This window comes from Faecalicatena contorta, from assembly GCF_022835095.1.
Taxonomy (GTDB): domain Bacteria; phylum Bacillota; class Clostridia; order Lachnospirales; family Lachnospiraceae; genus Faecalicatena; species Faecalicatena contorta.
On sequence record NZ_BQNQ01000001.1, the window covers coordinates 4,792,408 to 4,810,439 of the forward strand.

An 18,032-nucleotide genomic window follows, 5' to 3' on the forward strand; every position below is an offset into this window, starting at 1 on the left:
AAAGCTCGTTTCTAAGGAGGGGCCTCAAGCGGGGGCAGCGTATGGTATTGAATTGGCGGGACTTTTATGTCCCAGTAGGTGTACGTAAGCAAGGAAAACAGCTTCCAGTTAGTACACATCTGGAAGTTGAAAAACACGCATAGCCAATCCACATCCGCTGCCCTGGTCCGGGATCCCGCCCGGTTGGCGAGCTTTCCTGCCGATTGGATGAGCCAGCTTTATGACAGGGAGGCCGGGGAGGTGCAGGGGCTGTATATGCCGTTGCGATATGCTGGAGTGCGCTTAGTGATTCTTGAACAGCCGATGCCGGATAGGCGGGGAAAAACTTGATCTCCAAATCAAGTTTTTGCTGAACCCAGCGCGGGAAATCATCAGATTTCCCGTGATGTGTTCAGCGTACCCGCCTATCCGGCATCGGGTGTTCTAGAATCACTTAGCAGCACGGGTGCATATCGCAACGGCATATACAGCCCCAGCGCCTTCCCGGCCTCCCTGTCATGAAGCGTCCCCGTCCGTCGACAAGTCTAAAGCTTGCCAACTAAATCCCGTTTTAGATTCCTTCGTACTACAGCCACATTTAAATTCCTATAGTAAATTTTTTATGTTTGTGCTAGAATAAAAAGGGTTTTGGCACTCTTTGCCAGACCCTTTTCACCAAATTTAGATTAAATATTAAGGAGAACAATTATGGCAGTCATTCGACCCTTTCAGGGCGTGCGGCCCGCAAAAGAACTAGCTTCATCTATTGCCGCACTGCCTTACGATGTATATGACCGGGAAGAAGCCCGGGAAGTAGTGGACAAGAACCCACTTTCTTTTTTAAAAATTGACAGAGCCGAGACACAGTTTACACCGGATACGGATATGTATTCCCAGCCTGTATATGACAGGGCCAGGGACACTCTGGAGGAGATGATCCAGGACGGTTCTTTCGTCAGGGATGAAGATCCCTGTTACTATATCTATGCCCTCACGATGAATGGACGGACCCAGACCGGGCTTGTGGGCTGCGCTTCGATCGATGATTATATGGAGAACCGGATCAAGAAGCACGAAAATACCAGAGAAGACAAGGAGCTGGACAGGACGCGTCATGTGGATACGTTAAGCGCACAGACCGGGCCGATCTTCCTGGCCTACCATGCCCGCCCTGAGCTGGATACTATGATAGCAGCAGTAAAACTGACTGCTCCTCTCTATGATTTTACAAGCGAAGATTCCGTAAGGCATCAGGTCTGGAAAATCAGCAGTACAGAAGATATTACCCAAATCGCTCATATTTTCGAGGGAATTGATAATATCTATATAGCAGACGGCCATCACCGTGCTGCGTCCGCCGTAAAGGCCGGACTGAAGCGCCGCAAGGAACATCCCGGCTTCAGCGGTGAGGAGGAGTTCAATTACTTCCTTTCCGTCCTGTTTCCGGCAGAAGAACTGCACATCTACGATTATAACAGGGTGGTGGCGGATCTGAACGGTTATGCATTTGACGATTTTCTGGATCTGCTCAGAAGCGGTTTTGACATTACTGATATGGGGCACGAGGTCTGTCGCCCTGCCTGCAAGGGCGAGATCGGACTTTATGGAAACGGCCGCTGGTACCGGCTGACGGCAAATCCGCATCTGTTTTCGGAAGATCCCGTGAACAGGCTGGATGTATCCGTCCTGCAAAATGTAGTCCTTGGTCCGCTGCTGAATATCCGCGATCCCAAAACAGACAGCCGGATCCGCTTTGTAGGCGGTATACGGGGGCTTGATGTACTTGCAGAGGCCGTAGACAAGGCCGGTGACGGCGCTGCATTTGCCATGTATCCGACTTCGATGGAGGAACTGCTTGCAGTGGCAGACGCCGGGCTGCTTATGCCGCCCAAGTCCACCTGGTTTGAGCCCAAGCTCAGAAGCGGGTTCTTTATCCATCAGTTCGAAAGATAGATTGCAGGTACAGTTCCATTATATGAATAAAAAAGGAGATGTAATAAATGGAAAGAAATGGCCTTTGCTGGTGCGGCAGTGGAAAGAAATATAAAAAATGCCACATGGCAATTGAAGAAAAAATAAAGCTTCATGCGGACAGAGGCGAGATCGTACCAAACCGCAAACTGTTAAAAACCCCATTCCAGATTGAAAAGATCAAAGAAAGCGCCGCCCTGAATACCGCGGTGCTGGATGCAGTCGCAGAGCAAATCCACATCGGAATGAGCACCGAAGAGCTAGACAAGATCGTTTATGATGTAACAACAAAGAATGGCGGCATCCCCGCTCCCCTGCATTATCAGGGATTCCCGAAAAGCGTATGCACTTCATTAAATAATGAGATATGCCACGGAATTCCGGATAAGAATATCATTCTCCGGGAGGGCGATATCATCAATGTGGATGTATCAACCATTCTGAACGGCTATTTTTCAGACGCCTCCCGCATGTTTAAAATGGGAAAAATCTCTGAGCGCGCCGAGCGCATTATAAAGGTAACGGAAGAATGCGTGGGGCTGGGCCTGGCTGCTGCTAAGCCCTGGGGACATCTGGGTGATATAGCGGACGCAATCAACACACACGCACAGGCCAACGGGTACTCCGTTGTAGAAGAGATCGGCGGACACGGCATTGGGCTGCAGTTCCATGAAGACCCGTTTGTCAGCTATGTAACGCCTAAGGGAAGCGAGATGCTTCTTGTGCCTGGTATGATGTTCACCATTGAGCCGATGATTAATGAGGGAAGCCCTGATTTCTTTATCGATGAAGAGAATGACTGGACCGTTTATACCATTGATGACGGGCTATCCGCTCAGATCGAATATATGGTTATGATCACCGAGGATGGGGTTGAAGTATTAGCCAAATAAGATCCCATTTAGAGAAGCCAGGGCCGCAAAGAGGGCATCCCCCTTTGCGGCCCCTTTGTATGCCGTAGCGGCGCTTCCTTCTCCCTCAGGCATATCTTCTGACCCTTAATTCCACCCCAATGGATTCCGCCAGTTCCCTGCTTGCCTCAATCTCCTCCTCCGGCAGTACATCCACTACAGTCATCTTTACCTGGGGAATCATTTTCTCACACTTCTCGGCAAATTCCAACAGGGCTTCAAATGCATTTTCAAAATTAGGCCGTGTAACCCGGGTGTACTCTTCTTTAGTAGGCGCATTCAGGCTGATGGATATAGAATCCGCCACCTCCGCCAGTATAGGCACTATATCCTTTCCATGGTACAGATTACCCAGCCCGTTTGTATTAACCCGCACCGAAACGCCATATTTTTCTTTGGCATACTTCGCGGATTTTACCAGATTCTCCAACGCACAGGTCGGTTCCCCGTACCCGCAGTATACCAGCTCCTGATATCCCTGAAAATCAAACTCATCCATAGCCCCAATGATTTCTTCCAGAGAAGGATCCTTTTTATGCCAGAGGGTCTCCGCATCCCCAACTCCGTCCTCGTGGCTGCGAATGCAGAATTCGCACCGGCAGTCACATAAATTTGTAATATTAGCATACACCTGGTTCTTATACGTATATAAAATATCAGCCATCTCATTTACCTCTTAATCTAAATATTTTCAAACCTTATAACTGTTATCGCTATCAGCACAGATGCAGTAATTTCTGCGTCTTATCCTTTACACGCGCCTTATCCAGCGCTGCTGCCAGCGCAAGGAAGATCACCGCGCTTCCGCCGGACTGCACTGCGCTTCCGGCCAGCGATGCCAGCGGAGCCACAAAGGAACCAAAAAGAATCCCCTCTGCCAGATAATATCCCGCCGCAGAGATGACCGCGGCAATAAATGGAGCCGCGATATTTCTGGGCGCCATAATCCGGCCTTCCCGGCTTGTAAATGGCAGTGTGATCAGCATTTTTATAATAATTGTGGCAGGCGCCCACATCGGTGCGGTAAGCAGATCTGCCATCCCCCCGCCGATCGCAGCGGCAGCCAGCGCGTACGGCCTAGGAAGAAATACCGCCCCCAGATAGATCAGTGCATCCCCAAAGTGAATGTAGCCGCCGTTTGCCCCGTAAGGGATATGGCAGATGTAAGCTGTCATAATCGTAATCATAGCTGCAAACAGTCCGGCTGCTGTTATTTTTGATGTGTTATTCCTCATGTGTCCCACTCTCCTTCTCTCTATTCTGACGCTGCTTCGGGAGCAGCATACCAAGGTGCTGTTCATAATCCACACCATCATTGCGCGGGATGCCTTCCCTCACAGAATCTGTGATTGCCCGTTCAATAAAAGCTCCGGCAAGTTCTATACTGGCGGATATCTCGTCCCCTCTCGCCATCCCCGCCGCAACAACGGATGCGAAGAGATCTCCCGTCCCGGAATAACTTCCTCCGATATATGGAAACGCGGAAAAACTCTTCTTTCCTCCGCTAACCGCCAGATTTCCCATTTTCACAACACCGTCTTTAGCATCCCGGAAATGTATACCCGTCACCACTACATTCTCCGGCCCTCTCTTCATCAGGTTTGCGGCCATCTGCTCAACTACAACGAGCAGATGCTTCTCATCGGTTAATTCCCGGATCATTCTGAAGTCCGTATCTGTCAGGAGACAAAGCTCGGTCAGGTTGGGCGTCACCACGTCGGCCTGAAGAACCAGTTCCTTCATGAGGCTGCACAGTTTTTCTGTAAACATGGTATAAACCTTCCCATTATCCCCCATCACCGGGTCTACCAGTAGAAAGATCTTCTTCCTCCTGAACGTATCCAAAAATTCTAAAATATTTTCAATCTGCCGCTCACTGGCTACAAATCCTGTGTAGATTCCGTCGAACCGGGCATCCATCTTTTTCCACTCCCGCCGGAAATACTGCATCTTATCTGTATAGTCATCGCAATAGTAACTGGGATACCCTGTCTGTGCGCTCAGAACCGCCGTAGGTAGCGGACATGGCTGTACTCCCATGACCGATAACACAGAGATGGCGGCCGTCAGGGAGCAGCGCCCGAATCCCGACAAATCATTGATGACTGCAATTTTCTTAGTCATAATATTCCCTCATTCCTTTCTGCCCCAGCTGTTTACATGCCATGATAGCACATAACTGGTTCACTCTAAATGTCCAGTTATACACATTTTAACCAGGCCACTCAAATCTTTAGAATACTGTCTGCATCTCCCAAATGGTTTTATGTATACCCAAAGGGCATCCCGTAATGCATGCCCTGCGGGCGGGTCTGCAGCCTAGCTGCAGAATAATGTATAGGAAATCCCAGCGAAATTTACTATATCACGAAAAAAGGTTCTTCCGACTCTTGGGTACGGGATTTACCCCGTTCCTGTGTCAAAAGAACCTGTTTTATTTTTTATATGTATATCCCCACTGCACTTTGCCTTTTGTTTCTTCCCAAAGCCCCGCATATGGCTTCTATAGCCCGATCATCCCAATTACCGCGCCTTTGGATACTCCGTACAGAGCAGGCGGTAAGGCTTTTCATCCTCCTCTATTTCCGGAAAACGCCCGATCGGCTCATAGAAGCAGTTATCATTTTCATCATCATTACACATGGATACTTCTCCCAGTAATACGGAACCGCCGGTCTCCGGAACAATGAAATCATGATACATATATGGAGTAATCGTAATACTCTGGCCTGGTTTTAAGCAGATCTTCGTCCCCGCAGGAACCACTTCTGTTTTTCCGTCTGTATGTACAACAACGTCTGTATCCAGCATAGATTTGTCTTCCGCTCCATTGTACACAGTGATATATATATCGTTTCCGCCGCGGTTTATAATATCTTCCATCTTGTTCCAGTGATAATGCATCGGAGCCGTCTGCCCCTCGTACAGCATTAAAAGCTTTTCCGCATACGGCTTGGGATATTTATCCGGCAGCTTTTGATTCCCGTTTCGGATTGTAAGAAGAGAGAATCCCACCTTATCAAAATTACCAAGGCCATAATCTGTAATATCCCATCCCAGGCAGTTGTCACGAACCTCATCGTATTCATGTCCTATGTCCTGCCATTCATCTGCAGTCAGCTTTGCAAACGGCGGTATTTCAAATCTGTGTTCTGCGATTAATGCCTCCATGTCCTTGATCACTGCATTGATTCTTGAACGTTTCATACTATAACCCCATCCTTTCTATGTCCAAATAGCAGGGCGCCTGGTCCCTGCTATCTATTATTAAATATAGCTAACTTATATCTTATACTCTGATAAAATCATTTCAGGCCTGTCTGCCTGCTTCATCTTTATCCATTCTTCATTCGTAACAAAATTCAAAAGTGCGTCAATCGTCGCCATTACGTTAGTTTGCGCATAGTCTTTGTAGTAGTTGAAAGGTTCGTCTTCCCCGCTGGACAGCAGTACATAATCTGCAAGCTCCGAGACCGGAGATTCCACATGGTCTGTAATAGCAATGATCTTAAGCCCTTTTTCCCTGGCCAGTTCCATTCCCAGAACTACGGGTTTTGACGTGCCGGATTTTGAGATCGCTATCACAATATCTCCCGGTTCCGCGAGGTTAATATGGTTCATAAAAAATTCCGCTGAGGCTTCAAAGGTACTCCTTATTCCAAGCCTTCCCAGCCGGAACCCCATATACTTTGAAACAGAACAGGTATTCCCGATTGCTATAATATGTGCTACATTGCATATCTTTAAAAGGTTCACGCAGTTCCACATGGTTTCGGCATCTATTCTCCTGCCTATCGCTATCAGCTTCTCTGCATAGTCGTGGAACAGTTTTTCTATTGCCCCGCTGCTCTTCGGAATCACGATGCCTTCGTACTGCTTTTTCCCCAAGTCTCTTGCCAGAGTAATCCGAAACTGATAATATCCTGTATATCCGATATGATGGCACATACGCACAACTGTAGCATCGCTTACCCCGCTCTGCTTTGCAATCTCCGATACATTGGAATCCACTGTTTTCTGTGGGTTTTGCAGAACAAAATCCGCGACCTTTTTTTCTGCTGCAAATATTTCTCCATACTTTTCTTTTATGACATCAAGGACTTCCCTCTGTAAAATATTATCATTTTTCAAAGCTCTCTACCCCATATACTTGTTTCGATCCACGCCCGGCAATTTCCCAGAGGACGACCACATCTTATATAAATGTGTATATTGACCTCATAACTATCGTTAAAATTTCCGAGAGTGTTCCGTTATTATAGTATCATATATGCCGCCCTCTGTCACTAATATTCTGTTGCGCACAGTGTCTTTATGTTCTCTCTTGGCAGCAGTTCAGGCAGGCCCGAACTGCTCCCTTTTTTGCCTAAAAGTGACAAAGAGTTTTCAGACGCTCCTCTAAGTATGGCTGTAACCTGGACTGCACATACTCCGGCAGATTGATAATCTTAACCGGATCCGGATTGCCTGCATTCTCCTGGGAAAATGCCGCCACTGCATCATAATATCTGCCTAAAAATTCTGTCCCCAGGTTGAATTTGTTAATTCCCTTAGAGAATGCTGTCAGCAGCTGGTCGTCCGGTATGCCGCTTCCTCCGTGAAGCACCAGCGATACATCTGTAGCCGCATGGATCTCCTCCAGCCGCGCTATATCCAGATGCGGGGTGTCTTTATATTCACCATGTGCATTTCCAATAGAAACAGCCAGTGAATTCACTCCCGTCTCCCTGCAGAATTTTTCTGCCGCATCCGCTTTTGTAAACAGATCCTCATTTGCATTATCAGAAGAAGCGGCAGCTCCCACATGTCCGATTTCGCCCTCTACACATACGCCTGTCTCATGGGCCTTAAGCACTACTTTTTTGGTCAGTGCAATATTAGTTTCCAGATCGTTCATAGACCCATCAATCATAACCGACTCAAAGCCGGCCCCTATCGTATTCATAATGGCATCATACGTAAAATCGTGGTCCGCATGCAGCCCAATCGGCACCTTCACCTCGCCCGCCAGTTCCTTTACCATGGCCGCATAATTAGCAAATCCTGTTGTGTGCTGGACCGTAACATGCTCCGGGTACAACATAACCATTGCCGGTGTGTTCGCTGCCTCTGCAGCATATACGACCGATCTTGCCATCGTATAATCCATACAGATGAATGAGATCACCGCAGTGTTGCTTTCCTTCGCCATTTTTAATATATTTTCTGTTTTTTCATACATTGTGTATTCTCCTTCAAATGATATCTAATTTTGTCTGTTTTCTTTCAACAGGCCCGGCAGAAGCCCGCCTGCAAAAGAATCGCCCAGGCCGACTACCGTCGGATTCTTCACATAGCTCAAATCTTTACAGGGGATACAGTAAATCTTCTCTCCCAGTCTCTCTCTCATTCTATCACAGAATGCTGCGCTTTCCTTTTTAACCGGAATATCTTTGGTCTGTTCATAGTCTTCCGGCGTAAAATTGTCCCCGATCCGGAAGCGTGTTGCTGCCATCGTGACTCCGCCCTCCAGAGATGCTTTCATTGCAGCTGCATTCTCCCCGTAGACCAGTGCCCACGCGGCAGAATGAACCAGAATCAGCTTGATGCCCGAATGGTCATAGACATAGTTTACCGCTTCTTCCACTGCCTCTGGATCAAGTATATCAATCGACTTCCCAATATACTGCTGCAGTTCGTCTTCATTCATACTCAGCACATCGATCTGAGGCGCCAGCTGCCGGTGGACATAGCCGCGGAAATTCTTCTTCACATAACATCCATCCTCCATGACTACGACCGCCTCATCCGGCAGATAGGAGAAGAGTTTCTTCGTTTTCTCCATCCGGTCTTTCAGCACGTCCGTGTCCAGAAGTTCTGAAAAAGAACCCAGCAGGAACACTTCACACCCGCCGATCATCTTACCGAATTCATCCGGCAGGACAGGCATATTCAGGCTGTCTTCATCCCGGGAAATCAAAATACGGTTCTCTCTGGGAGTCACGAAATCAATGTCATTTGCCTGAATCCTCACGCCCTTATGGCACTGTAAAACCACGTGCGGAAATATCTTATTCTGATCCGGTCCCACCCCCGGCAGAGCCCGGATCTTTGACGGCAGAAGCCGTTTTACATGTTCATTGTAGCAGCTGGTCTGCAATACGCTTGGATACCCCAGGCGGTCCAGAATAATTCCTGCGCGGGTAGGGGTTCCCCCCAGTGTCACTTCATAGTCAAAATGATTCGCAAACTCAACGCACACCTCCGACGTGGACGGTACCATCTCACATCCGATGCCTGCCTGTAAATGGGCAAGGCTCATAATCCAAATTGCGCGTTCCGAATCAACCTCGATATCCAGCTTCAGCTCATCCGCATGGATATCAAATGCCTTAATCTGCGCTTCTACCACCTGTGTATCCCATTTCAGTTCATAATCTACACATGTATGAAAGCCTAATGCAATTCTCTCATTCATTCTGCAGTCTCCTTCGGTCTCATAAAATGTTTCTTTCTTATTATCCTGAAACGGATAACCCTCTAGTATAATGATGCCTTTCCTGCCGCCTGGAACAGATCAATCTTATCAAAAGCCACCTTCTTCATTGCTTCCACGCAGATAGGCTGGATTTGGTTTGGCTCTCGCAGAGACGCATCCTGAAGAACCTCTCTCATCTTCTCATAATAAGCTGCCTTAATATCGCTGGAAATATTAATCTTATTTACGCCGTGCTCCACGGATTTTGCAATTTCTGAATCCTTGTTAGAAGAGCCGCCGTGAAGTACAAGCGGTACGTTTACCACTTTTTTAATTTCATCCAAAATGTCAATACGAAGTTCGGGCTTCTTATCCTTCGGATAAATGCCATGGCAGGTTCCGATTGCGATTGCCAGACAGTCAATCCCCGTCTTCTCAATAAAATCCTTTGCCTGCATCGGGTCTGTATATAGGATCTCATCCGGTGCTGTTGTCTCTACTGAATCCGTATTTCCTATAGTGCCAAGTTCCCCCTCTACGGACACATTCACCGCATGTGCGGCCTCGCAGACTTTCTGGCATGTTGCAACATTTCCCTCGTACGGCTGGCTGGAAGCGTCAATCATAACAGAGGTAAACCCTGCACGGATCGCCGTAATTACCTGGCCGAAAGTTCCGCCGTGATCCAGATGGATAACCGCCGGTATAGAAGAATTATGTATTCTCTCCACAATCCCCTTTACCATCTCCGTTGAGATATGGCTTAATTCATCCGGATGGATTGCAATAATCACAGGTGCATTTTTCTCCTCAGATGCCTCCATGATACCGTTAAACATATTATAGTCGCTAATGTTAAATGCAGGTACAGCAAAATTATTCTCATTCGCAACATCAAGTAATTCTTTCATGTTCATTAACATAGTCATTCTCCTCTTTTCTTCAAATTAATATAATATATCCATTTTCCATTAGCCCTTTACACCGCCGGAAGACATGCCGGCAATAAAGTATTTCTGGAAAAAGATAAACAGAATCAGTACTGGTATGGATCCGAGTACGCTCATGGCCATCATCTGGCTCCAGTCATATGCATGCTGTCCCATCAATAAGTTGATGCCGATCGGAACCGTACGCATATTGGTTGTCTGTGTCAATGCCAGCGCAAACAGATATTCATTCCATGCCTGCATAAAGGTGTACATTCCTACAGAGACCATTCCAGGTATCGAGATCGGTACTAATACAGTCCAAAGAGCTTTCCATCTGGACCCGCCGTCAATCATTACCGCCTCGTCCAGCTCCTTGGACAAGGTATTAAAATAACCCGTCATCATCAGGATACAATACGGCAGTGTCGTAATCAGATAGGTTAGAATCAATGCCAAATATGTATTAAAAAGCTTCATTGCAACAATCATGCCCATGTACGGAATCAGCAGTACAATCGGCGGAATCGCCTGCACGCTGACAATCAGGGAATTAAAAATCTCTTTTCCCGGAAAGTCAAACCTGCTGAATGCATATGCTGCAAGGATTCCGACAAACAATGTCAGCAGAACTACGCAGCCTGCTACAATATAACTGTTAATGAAAAATCTTACCTTCGTGGAATCCGTCAGCACTGCAATATAGGACGATAAACTGGCTGATGAGTCAATAAATTTGGGCGGCCAGGAAAAAATGGCCGAATTGGATTTCAGTGAAGAGCAGATCATCCACAAGATCGGAAATGCCGAAAATAAACCTCCCAAAACCAAAAGAATAGAAACTATGACCTTCGTCGATTTTTTATAACTTCCAACCATCTCCTATTCCCTCACTTTCTTCTGCTGTTTCACATAGAAGATTGCAACGAATATGCAGACTACGAGCAATATCGTGGCTGCCGTTGCCGCCATACTATAATCAACCTTCTGGAACGCTTTTTTGTAAATATATATACTCACCGTCTCTGTTGCATTTACCGGGCCGCCGCCTGTCAACATCCAGATAACATTGAAGGACTGCAGCGTCCAGATAAAATCCAACATTGCGATACTAATCAAAATTGGTTTCAGTTGCGGAATGGTAATATGCAGAAAACTCTTAACACCTGTCGCCCCGTCAATTGCCGCACTCTCATACAAATCCCCGGAAATTCCCTGCAGGCCTGCAAGAATGCTAATCATATAAAATGGATAACCACACCAGATGTTGATAAAGCAGATCACCGCCAACGCAAGCTCTCTATTACTCAGCCACTCCGTATTTTGGGATATCTGCGGAAAAACGGACAGAAGATAGTTAACAATACCCGACGGCTGTAACATTAATTTCCACAGAATCGCAACAACTGATGCCGTAAATACCCACGGAAGAATATAAATAACACGGGCAATTGTTTTGGTTCTGGTCCCAAAATATTTGGTATTCAGCAGCATCGCAAATAACATACCCAGAACCAAATGTGCAACAACACTTATCACCACAAAGATGATAGTGTTCGATATTGCGCCTAAATACTCGCTGTCTGCAAATATGGCCTTATAATTTGCCAATCCGACAAAATCCGGATTCTTTGAGACGACAGCCCCATCCACAAAAGAGTAACCGATTACCATGCAGATAGGGATAACCATAAAAACAATCATTAGCAGTATTGTTGGGGCAAGATATCTGTATGGCGCAGTTTTTTTTGCTGTTAACTTCAAAATCAGTCCCTCCTATTATCCTGTTCTAACTTCATATGCAAAAAATCTTTTATGAAAATGTTAAAACTTCTTTTTAGAAATGGGGGGCAGGGAATTTCCCCCTGCTCCCCAATCTTATTTACCTTTAAATTATTTACTTTCCTGCTTCGTCAAGGTACCCCTGCCAATTTGAAAGCAGTTTAGCGCTGTCGATTTCACCTTCAAGATATGTAGTCAGATCGTTTGTCATAGAAGTCATAACATCTGATGCGTTAGGAAGGCCAATAAATTCATTAATTACATAGTTCTTCTTATATAACTCATAGTAAGACTGGAACTGTTTTGGTGCCTCGCTATAATCCGGTTCAGCAACAGTACTGTTCGGGAATGCTGACATAGTAGCCGCCAGTCCTGCAGATGCGGAACCATCTTTTCCATCCATGCCGCCAAGCAGGTAGTTTACAAATTTAGCTGCTTCTTCCTTATTTTCACTGTTTTCTGTAATACCTACAGCCCAGCTTGCATAGCAGATACCGCTCTGGTCTTTGTAGTCATCTTTTACAGGAATCGTAGTAGCTTCAAAATTGATGTCTGTAAACTGGCTCATAGTAGCTGCAGATGCTACTGTAAATGCACAGTTGCCTGCTGCAAAGTTACTTGTCATCTCGGACTCTTCCAGTGTGCTCATACCTGGATATAAGGAACCATCGTCATAAAGTCCTTTGAACATCTCAGCGAGTGCCGCCAGACCAGCGTTGTCTTTTGTCTTGTATGCACCGCTGTCATCCTTCAGGCTGATTCCTGATCCCCAGCCAGTTCCCATAAAGACATTCTGGATACCGTTTGCGTTTGTTGTACCCAGGTTCAATGCAAATGCGGATTTTCCTGCTGCTGTAATCTTCTTGCAGGCATCCCTCAGTTCGGTCCATGTGGTTGGAATCGCTTCAACTCCGGCCTCTTTCAGGATGTCCATGTTCACATACATTGGATATGCAAAATTCAGAACCGGGACAACATAGCTGGTACCGTCTACTTTCCATGTATCGCTTGCAAGACTGCTGTCTACGCCAGCGTCTTCAGCAGCAGTCAGAATACCCATATCAACAAATTCTGAAAGCCATGCGCCGTCTACACTGATGATATCTGCAATGGTACCGTTCGTTGCGCCTGCTGTAATAGCTGTCTTGGTGTCGGCCCAGGGTGCTGTTAATAATTCTACTTTCACGCCTGTCTCTTCTTCATATTTGGCACAAATATCATCCAAATATCCGTCCGGGAGCTCTGCCCCCCACCACTGCTGGAACTTCAGTGTCACATCACTTTTAGCGTCGGACCCGCCTTCATCAGCTTTTGCTTCTGTCTTGGCATCTGCTTTTGATTCTTCCTTGCCTCCGCCGCATGCTGCCAGACTTACCACCATAATGCCCATCATACCAACGGCAAGCCCCTTTTTCATGATCGTACTCAGTTTCATAATGACTCCTCCTTTAATATTTGTGCCTCTATGCATGTAATTTATTTTCATGGGTTGCTGGATTTCATTTCTTTTAGTGCCAGCTTTCTTTCATCATGCATGTTCGGCTGTTATATTGTGTAATTTTATTTTATCACAATTTCACAATAAGTCAATATTAACCATTTAATCGATTTAATCTTTGTGCATTATTCACAATCCCGTTATATTTTTAACAAATATTTATGAAATAATTTTTCTCCGATTTTAGAAATTTTATTTCATGCCTCGGATTTATTAACCGGACAATCCCCCTGTTTTTCCCTCTTTTAACACACTCTCAATGCCTTAATCTCTGAAAAAGTCTCAAAAATGACAAACAAGAGAATATCTCACGAATATTTCTGCGTGATATTCCCTTGTACATTATTTCTAATATGAAAACAATCTTCACCTGCAATACTTCTCAGCCAAGCATTTTATTTTCCGAAACACAATAGATCACAAATACGTTCTGCACTTATATAGAGCGTCCCCTATCTTCCTAACCTCACGATCATACGTAAATACCCCATTCACTTCTTCTTCCACATCCGAAAGTTGTGTATAGACGCTTGCGCACAGTCCTTCGGGGATCAACGCTTCCACCTCTTTTTCCAGCTTTTTATACGCCCGGTTGAGCTTTCCTCTATCCGTATATATTCCATATCCATACTGAGTCAGGCAGGCGCTGTGGCCCTCCTGTCTCATCGAATAGCCGCCGTATTCAGACAGAACCACAGCCCTTCTCTCCTCCGGTTTTATCCGAAGCTTAAAAAAATAATTATGAAGACTCTGGATATCCCCGCCTCCCTGGTCGAACCATCCGCTGGCCTGGTCAATCAGACGGGTGGGATCTGATTTTCTCAAAATCTGCGTCATATCCGCAGTCTGGAACTGCCCCCATCCTTCATTAAATATTACCCATACAGCAATGCTTGGGTGCCCCTTCAGCCGCTCTGCCGTCTCTTTCATCTCCTTTATAAATTCCAGACGCCCTTCTTTCCTTTCTCTGGCCAGAAGCCTGGTGTACACATCCCTGATTTTCCGGTTCCTCCAGGACAATATGGTGGCTGCATAGGTCACAAACCACGGTTTATACTTCCCGCCCCCATTCACCATGTCCTGCCACACAACCATACCCAGCCGATCACAGTGATAATACCACCTCTGGGGTTCAATCTTAATATGTTTGCGTATCATATTAAAGCCCATATCTTTCATGGACTGTATGTCGAATATAAACGCCTCGTCGGATGGCGCCGTATAAAGTCCGTCCGGCCAATACCCTTGATCCAGCACGCCTTTCTGAAACTGTACTTTATGGTTCAGGCAGATTCTGGGTACTCCAGTCTGGTCAGGCTCAATTGTAAACGTCCGCATAGCAAAATAACTCTCTGCCCTGTCCTCCCCCAATTCCACGGTAAAATAGTAAAGAAAAGGCTCCTCACATGTCCACGGACATACCTCAGGCAGAGAAACCTCAATCCCAGCTCCCGGCATCCCCCGCGCACTGCCCCAGTCCTGTATTTCCTGGATTCCCCAATCTGTCACGTCGCCGGGCGCACACATAGGACTGCTATATAACCCCGGCTTTCTGACACGGATTTCAACCGGAATATCCGCATTTGCCTCCACCGTAATCCGTACCTTTTTTCCGTCAAAATCCGGCTCTGCATGAATACTCAGTATATACTGTTCCGGCACGTCCTCCATCCAAACGGTCTGCCAGATCCCGCTCTGAGCCGTGTAGAACATGCCGCCTCTGTCCAGCTTCTGCTTTCCCCTGGCATGATAGGAAGTATCGCTCAGATCCTTTACGGCCAGCACGATTTCATTTTCTCCCGGTTTTAAATATGTCGTGATATCCGCCTCAAAAGGCAGATAACCGCCTGTATGCCGCGCGGCCCGCCTGCCGTTAATAAAAACTACACAGGACTGATCCACCGCTCCAAAATGAAGCAGCCGTCTACCGGCCTTCCTGCCGGTTTTTGTCTCTTCGCTAACCCGGCAGTCATCCGGCTGCGGCATCTCAAAGGTTCTCCGGTACCAAAGATATTCATCCGGCTGAAGCTGCCTCCCCACACCGGACAGAACACATTCCGGAGAAAAGGGCACCAGAATATGTCCGTTATATTCCGACGGCATGGAAAAAGCTTTTGTAAAAGCGCATTCCCATTCCCCGTTAAGATTGATATAGCTGTCCCTTACCATAAGGGGCCTCGGATATTCCTCCAGCACATGCTCCCTGTCAAGTTCCTTCCCCCATTTGGTATAAAGTTGTTTCATAAACATCCTCCTTTCAACGGCACAATCCGCACACCATGATATATGTCTGCAGCATCGCAGCGTGTGCATCCCCTGGAGGGTTTTATATAATAGGAAAGTTCCGGGCACTTTTCTATTATATAAAAAATCCCTTAGATTATATCATACCACTAATCTAAGAGATTTTCTTCCTTCTGCTTTAATCTTCACGTTTTGTTCTCATAACAAGCGCCGAATGCCGTCCCATATTCAGCACGACCTCCCCGCTGTGGATCAGATAAACATCCGGCTCCACGGTATAGCCCTCCTCGTAACTGTAGAGCAGGCGTTCCATCCTGCCCGTCACGGGCACTTCCGCCATCCAGACCGGAACCGTAACTTCCCGCAGCTCTTTGCTGTTATTGAGGACTACCACAATCTGCTCATCCTCCTGGAATCTGCCGTACGCCAGTATATTATCCGCCCAGTACAGCATCCGCAGCGACCCCTGCTTCAGAGGCTTCTCGCTCTTATGAATGCGGATCATTTCCTTATGGAATTCCAGCATCTGACGGTCTTCTTTTCCCCATGGATATGTCCGTCTGTTATCCGGGTCCGTAAATCCGCAGAGGCCCGCCTCATCCCCGTAATATATGGTAGGCGCACCGATCCATGTCATCTGGATCACAACTGCTTCCCGCATAACCGCATGGTTGACCCCTTCCTCTGCTGCTCTTGAGCCTAGATGCTCCACTCTACCGACAATGTGGTTGGTACGGGTCAAAAAACGGGAATGGTCATGGTTAGACAGTTCGTTCATCGCAACCTGCAGCGACGGTGTCAGCATGGTGGCCATAAAATGCCGCATTGTTTTCACAAAGTTATCGCCATTGCCCCAGAGATCTGTACGCCGCTCATCGCTGTGCTTCTCCATTCCGGTCAGAAACCATGTCACCGGTTCCATAAATGCATCGTAATTCATGACGCTGTCCCACTCATCCCCCTGCAGCCATTCCGCCGGGTCGCCGTAATGCTCCGCCAGAATCAGCGCATCCGGCCTGGCCTTCTTCACTTCCTGCCTGAACCGTTTCCAGAACATGTGATTATACTCGTTGCTGTACCCAAGGTCTGCCGCTACATCCAGGCGCCAGCCGTCTACATTAAATGGAGGGGAGACCCATTTCTTTCCAATATCCATGATATACTGCTCCAACAGCGGAGAATCCTCGTAATTCAGTTTGGGCAGCGTATCATGCCCCCACCATCCGTCATATGCATAGTTGTACGGCCAGGCAGAATCGCTTTCATTAAAGAAATGAAAAAATGAGCGGTACGGACTATCCCAACTGACAAACGCACCTTTTTCATATCCTTCCTGCTGCTCGTAGATCCGCTCTTTATCCATCCACTTGTTGAAGGAACCACAGTGATTGAATACCCCGTCCAGAATCACACGCATCCCCCGGCTGTGCATAGCCTCCACCAGATCGATAAACAGCTGGTTGGAGGCCTCTAGGTTCGCCCTATTACCGGTGCGTTTCTGGTATTTGGTGGCCTCGATATTATCTGCGGCCCACTCCGGAAGAACCAGCCCTCCGTCTTCTGCAATCTTCCCATAGTGTGGATCTATATAATCATAGTCCTGTATATCGTATTTGTGATTGGACGGCGAGACAAACAGCGGATTAAAATAAATAACCTCCACGCCCAAATCCTCTAAGTAATCCAGCTTATCCATGACTCCCTGCAGATCCCCGCCGTAAAATCTCCGGATATCCATGGCCTGAGGCAGCTGATCCCAATCCGTTACTTTCTGGCACGGCTCCCCGATATAAATATATTCCCAGTCCTCCACATCGTTGGACTCATCGCCGTTAAAGAATCTGTCAACAAATATCTGATACATCACAGCCCCTTTTGCCCAATCCGGCGTAGAAAATCCCGGAACTATGACAAAGGCGTAGAAATCCATAATCTCCTTCGCCACTCCGCACCTGTTAAAATAGCAGGTCTCCCCATCTTTTTTCACCTCGAAGCTGTAGGAAAATGGTTCGTTCCCCAACTGCCAATCTATCTCATAATAATCAAACTCCCCACGGGAGTCTGTCTTCTTCATTTTAAACCCACCCGTTTTGGTTAAAATACAAACTTCATCTGCATCATCCTTTGCCGTTCTGAACTTAAGCTTCACTTTCTCATACTCATCAGGCTCTGCAGGAATCACATAGCTGGACGTTCCATCACAAAATAGTGCGTCCTTATTCATAAAAAACCTCCTTAGGGGCAAGCCCTCCCTCCTCTGG

Annotated in this window: 15 protein-coding genes; 2 read left to right on the plus strand and 13 right to left on the minus strand. The window is 46.9% G+C overall.

All coding sequences use genetic code 11. From position 1 onward, the window contains the following. The first annotated feature begins 687 nt into the window (after positions 1-687). Together MWG26_RS21420 and MWG26_RS21425 are read left to right on the plus strand one after the other, a co-directional pair. Positions 688-1,932, plus strand: a complete 1,245-nt coding sequence (locus MWG26_RS21420; protein ID WP_025653663.1) for a DUF1015 domain-containing protein — start codon at positions 688-690, stop codon at positions 1,930-1,932. 47 nt (positions 1,933-1,979) lie between these two features. Next, positions 1,980-2,843 carry a methionyl aminopeptidase gene (locus MWG26_RS21425; RefSeq protein ID WP_025653664.1) on the plus strand — a complete coding sequence of 288 codons (864 nt, stop codon included), beginning with the start codon at positions 1,980-1,982 and terminating at the stop codon, positions 2,841-2,843. An 85-nt stretch (positions 2,844-2,928) separates the two neighbouring features. Here the strand turns inward: MWG26_RS21425 and MWG26_RS21430 are convergent, their stop codons facing one another. The 13 genes from MWG26_RS21430 to MWG26_RS21490 form a co-directional block, all read right to left on the minus strand. Beyond that, the gene (locus MWG26_RS21430; RefSeq protein ID WP_025653665.1) at positions 2,929-3,525 is read right to left on the minus strand and encodes a TIGR04100 family radical SAM protein; all 597 of its coding nucleotides are present in this window, start codon (positions 3,523-3,525) and stop codon (positions 2,929-2,931) included. 52 nt (positions 3,526-3,577) lie between these two features. Continuing rightward, on the minus strand, positions 3,578-4,096 hold the full coding sequence (locus MWG26_RS21435) for a TIGR04002 family protein (protein ID WP_025653666.1): 519 nt from the start codon (positions 4,094-4,096) through the stop codon (positions 3,578-3,580). After that, positions 4,086-4,985 carry a pyridoxamine kinase gene (locus MWG26_RS21440; protein ID WP_025653667.1) on the minus strand — a complete coding sequence of 300 codons (900 nt, stop codon included), beginning with the start codon at positions 4,983-4,985 and terminating at the stop codon, positions 4,086-4,088. The genes MWG26_RS21435 and MWG26_RS21440 overlap by 11 nt, the downstream gene beginning before the upstream one ends. 399 nt (positions 4,986-5,384) lie before the next feature. Beyond that, complete coding sequence (locus MWG26_RS21445; RefSeq protein WP_025653668.1) at positions 5,385-6,068, minus strand: D-lyxose/D-mannose family sugar isomerase; 684 nt, start codon at positions 6,066-6,068, stop codon at positions 5,385-5,387. 75 nt (positions 6,069-6,143) lie between these two features. Beyond that, entirely contained in the window at positions 6,144-6,992 is an 849-nt protein-coding gene (locus MWG26_RS21450) for a MurR/RpiR family transcriptional regulator (RefSeq protein WP_117440567.1), read from the minus strand. Between the two features lie 235 nt (positions 6,993-7,227). After that, on the minus strand, positions 7,228-8,082 hold the full coding sequence (locus tag MWG26_RS21455) for a class II fructose-bisphosphate aldolase (RefSeq protein ID WP_025653669.1): 855 nt from the start codon (positions 8,080-8,082) through the stop codon (positions 7,228-7,230). 24 nt (positions 8,083-8,106) lie between these two features. Beyond that, on the minus strand, positions 8,107-9,318 hold the full coding sequence (locus tag MWG26_RS21460) for an ADP-dependent glucokinase/phosphofructokinase (protein ID WP_117440566.1): 1,212 nt from the start codon (positions 9,316-9,318) through the stop codon (positions 8,107-8,109). 62 nt (positions 9,319-9,380) lie between these two features. Continuing rightward, the gene (locus MWG26_RS21465; protein WP_025653670.1) at positions 9,381-10,241 is read right to left on the minus strand and encodes a ketose-bisphosphate aldolase; all 861 of its coding nucleotides are present in this window, start codon (positions 10,239-10,241) and stop codon (positions 9,381-9,383) included. A 48-nt stretch (positions 10,242-10,289) separates the two neighbouring features. Next, positions 10,290-11,126 carry a carbohydrate ABC transporter permease gene (locus MWG26_RS21470; RefSeq protein WP_025653671.1) on the minus strand — a complete coding sequence of 279 codons (837 nt, stop codon included), beginning with the start codon at positions 11,124-11,126 and terminating at the stop codon, positions 10,290-10,292. A gap of 3 nt (positions 11,127-11,129) precedes the next feature. Beyond that, the gene (locus tag MWG26_RS21475; RefSeq protein ID WP_025653672.1) at positions 11,130-12,011 is read right to left on the minus strand and encodes a carbohydrate ABC transporter permease; all 882 of its coding nucleotides are present in this window, start codon (positions 12,009-12,011) and stop codon (positions 11,130-11,132) included. 133 nt (positions 12,012-12,144) lie between these two features. Next, the gene (locus MWG26_RS21480; protein WP_025653673.1) at positions 12,145-13,464 is read right to left on the minus strand and encodes an ABC transporter substrate-binding protein; all 1,320 of its coding nucleotides are present in this window, start codon (positions 13,462-13,464) and stop codon (positions 12,145-12,147) included. Between the two features lie 480 nt (positions 13,465-13,944). Next, a complete protein-coding gene (locus MWG26_RS21485; RefSeq protein WP_025653674.1) occupies positions 13,945-15,771 on the minus strand; it encodes a glycoside hydrolase family 2 protein in 1,827 nt (608 codons plus the stop codon). Between the two features lie 178 nt (positions 15,772-15,949). Next, positions 15,950-17,995 carry a glycoside hydrolase family 13 protein gene (locus MWG26_RS21490; RefSeq protein ID WP_025653675.1) on the minus strand — a complete coding sequence of 682 codons (2,046 nt, stop codon included), beginning with the start codon at positions 17,993-17,995 and terminating at the stop codon, positions 15,950-15,952. Between the last annotated feature and the right edge of the window lie 37 nt (positions 17,996-18,032).